The organism is Pseudomonas meliae, from assembly GCF_001400515.1.
GTDB classification, from domain to species: Bacteria; Pseudomonadota; Gammaproteobacteria; order Pseudomonadales; family Pseudomonadaceae; genus Aquipseudomonas; species Aquipseudomonas amygdali.
The window spans coordinates 1-3,151 of record NZ_LJQT01000132.1; the positions used below are offsets into that span (position 1 = coordinate 1).

Here is a 3,151-nt window from a genome sequence, read left to right on the forward strand (position 1 = left end):
AAAAAACTGATACTCCCGATCTTTGGCAGCTTTCTCTTTCGCAGCCTCTTCACCCGCCCGCTCAGAATCAACGCGCTTGAAAGCTTCGCGTACTTCCTCGCTGAAGACGCTGATCGAGACAATATTTTCCTGCCGAAAACCAATAGGCCTGAGCGGTGTATCGCTTGGATAATCGGTCGTGTACACCACTTTAAGGGTGTCTTTATCCCGATAGCCACTGACGGTGGGAATGAGCAGAATCTCCTGATTCACACCCGTCACTTCGGTAGGGGCCCCGACATCCATGATGTAGCCGACGTAGACCTTTCGATCTGCCATCGTGATCATCACTTCATCCTTTTCGACGAATGCATCGAAAAGAGTCGAGCAGATAGGGCTGTGATCTACAGACTCGCCCAGCAGATAGGCCGCAATTTCTTCTTTTTTACTGGCACCCAGTTGCCACTTGAGAATCCTGACAGTAATAAAGGCCCCCAGGCTTGGCATCGCCAAGGTCAGTAAACCTGAGAGGGCAAGGAACACACCCACTTGGCTAAAATTCCTGCCCGTGATGTCGAAGTCCTGTCCCAATTGACCTAAGGCACCCATGAAGTCGGTGTTCACGGCAAAACAGACTGGCGAGGCCGCGTTTGCCGCTTGCAGCCATTTGGGGCACAGCACACCCCAGTCATGCGAGAACAGGCCTGCAAGCGCTGCGGTTACAAACATGGCCGCCAGAAAGCAGTAAATACCGTATCGCCCCACCTGCAAGTAAAGCATCTGGCCTTCATAGCGATGCAGCCTGCAGTAAACGGTGGGATCCTTCAGGCACACCAAAAAGCCGCTGACAAGTAGTGGCAGCAGAAGTAAAAAAGCCATTTATCAGGATTCGGCTTGAGGAGTGACCAGTTTTTTAGCCTTATCGCGTGAAGAGCGAACCAAGCCTTCGATTTCTTTGGCGTCCATGGACATGCGACCCCCCCTTACCACAAGAGTGTCGATGCTCTTGATTGCCTGCATGAGGGCTGCGTCTTCAGCCTTCTTCGTATCACTACGATGTCCAATCCGATTGAAAAACATAGTCGATTCCATTGAACAAGGTCAGGGGGGTGTGCGCTGAAACTATAGCACAGCGCTAGATTCGTTCTCTTACGGGCTCAAACCGCCATCGGCGCCGTCATTGCCGGATGGTGCTGATAGCCTTCCAGTGTGAAGTCGGAAGGCTCGATCAACTCCAGCCACTCAGGCTGATACACACCGGTCTTGGCAAACTCGGGCACGCGGTCGGAGATCACCAGTTTCGGCATCGGGTACGGCTCGCGGGTCATCTGTTCGTTGAGCATGTCCAGGTGGTTTTCGTACACATGGGCGTCCCCTATGAAATAGGTAAACCAGCGCGGCGTGTAGCCAGTCAGGCGACCGATCAGGCTCAGCAGTGCAGCGCCTTCGGTCAGGTTGAACGGCGTGCCGAGGCCCAGGTCGTTGGAACGGATGTACAGCGTCAACGAGATTTCGCGGGTCTGCGGGTTGGGGTGCAGCTGGTACAGCAGGTGGCACGGCGGCAGGGCCATTTCATCGAGCTGTGCGCAGTTCCAGCCGTGGAACAGGATCCGGCGGCTGCCTGGGTCATTGATGATGGTGTCGACGCATTGGCGAATCTGGTCGATGGCCTTGTACAGCACTACGAACGACTGGCCGTCCTCTTCCGATTCGGCAATCTGGCGATAACCCTGACCAAGCGCCAGTTCGATGGCTGCGACATTGCCGGCATCGATACGCTTGTAGGCTGGCCACTTGCGCCATTGCACGCCATAGATTTCGCCCAAGTCATCCTCGCCCTTGCGGAACGGGTTGTTCAGCCACTGGGCGTTTTCGTTGGCGTTCTGGTCCCAGACCTTGCAGCCCAGCTCGCGGAATTCGGCAGCATTGTTCACGCCACGCAGGAAGCCGACCATTTCGCCGATGGCCGATTTGAACGCCATGCGCCGCGTGGTGATCGCCGGAAAGCCTTCCTGCAAGTCATAACGCAGCATCGCACCCGGAAAGCTGATGGTGTTCACGCCGGTACGGTTGGCTTGCAAGGTGCCGTGCTTGATCACATGCGCGACCAGTTCCAGATATTGCTTCATAAATCACCTGCCTTGTTGAACGCGCCGNNTGGGTGCTGACACCCGGCGTTTCGGTATTAAGCCGCTGCCTTGCTGGCAGACGGTTCGCGCTTGTAGGCCAGCCAGATCAGGAACAGACCGGCAATGATCATCGGCAGGCTGAGGATCTGACCCATGGTCACCCAGCCCCACGCCAGGTAGCCCAACTGGGCGTCAGGGACGCGGACGAACTCGACCACAAAGCGGAAGATGCCGTAGAACAGCGCGAACATGCCGGAAACGGCCATGGTCGGGCGCGGCTTGCAGGCGTACAGATTGAGGATGATGAACAGTGCCACGCCTTCCAGTGCGAACTGATAGAGCTGTGAAGGATGACGCGCCAGTTGCGCAGGGTCGCTGAACGGCGGGAAAACCATCGCCCACGGCACGTCGGTCGGCTTGCCCCACAGCTCGGCATTGATGAAGTTACCGATACGCCCGGCCCCCAGGCCGATCGGCACCAGCGGGGCGACGAAGTCCATCAGCTGGAAGAAGCTCTTGCCGTTGCGTTTGCCAAACCACCAGGCCGCAATCATCACACCGACAAAGCCGCCATGGAACGCCATGCCGCCCTTCCAGACCTCGAATATCAGTAGAGGATTGGCGATGTAGGCAGACAGGTCGTAGAACAGCACATAGCCCAGCCGCCCGCCGACGATCACGCCCATGGCCAGCCAGAAAATCAGGTCGGAGAGTTTTTCCTTGGTCCAGGTCGGGTCGAATTTGTTGAGACGACGCGACGCGAGCAGCCAGGCACCACCGATGCCGACCAGGTACATCAACCCGTACCAGTGAATTTGCAGCGGGCCGATAGCGACGGCTACCGGGTCAATCTGCGGGTAAGGCAGCATTGCGACTCCTCAATTGGAACGCCCTTGCGAGCGATTGAATCAGGCGCGCATGTTACCGGAGCCCGGCAGGATGCTCTAGCGGCGACCGATGGAAGCCGCCTGAACGAAGTGAAAAAAGATGCGCCTGATGTGTCTGGTGGTGACGAAGCGGGGGTTATCGCTCCCACGCTCCGC

At 57.1% G+C, this 3,151-nt stretch carries 4 protein-coding genes; all 4 read right to left on the bottom strand.

Annotation, left to right across the window (positions count from 1 at the left end):
* Positions 1 to 858, bottom strand: an 858-nt coding sequence (locus tag ALO64_RS05850) for a hypothetical protein (RefSeq protein WP_054991672.1), incomplete at its 3' end; no start/stop codon positions are given.
* A 3-nt stretch (positions 859 to 861) separates the two neighbouring features.
* Positions 862 to 1,059 (bottom strand): hypothetical protein, encoded by a 198-nt coding sequence (locus ALO64_RS05855; RefSeq protein WP_003343866.1) that lies wholly within the window; start codon positions 1,057 to 1,059, stop codon positions 862 to 864.
* A gap of 77 nt (positions 1,060 to 1,136) precedes the next feature.
* Positions 1,137 to 2,108, bottom strand: a complete 972-nt coding sequence (locus ALO64_RS05860; protein WP_002555742.1) for a thymidylate synthase — start codon at positions 2,106 to 2,108, stop codon at positions 1,137 to 1,139.
* Positions 2,109 to 2,164: 56 nt separating this feature from the next.
* Positions 2,165 to 2,977 (bottom strand): prolipoprotein diacylglyceryl transferase, encoded by an 813-nt coding sequence (gene lgt, locus ALO64_RS05865; protein WP_044345279.1) that lies wholly within the window; start codon positions 2,975 to 2,977, stop codon positions 2,165 to 2,167.
* Positions 2,978 to 3,151 lie beyond the last annotated feature (174 nt).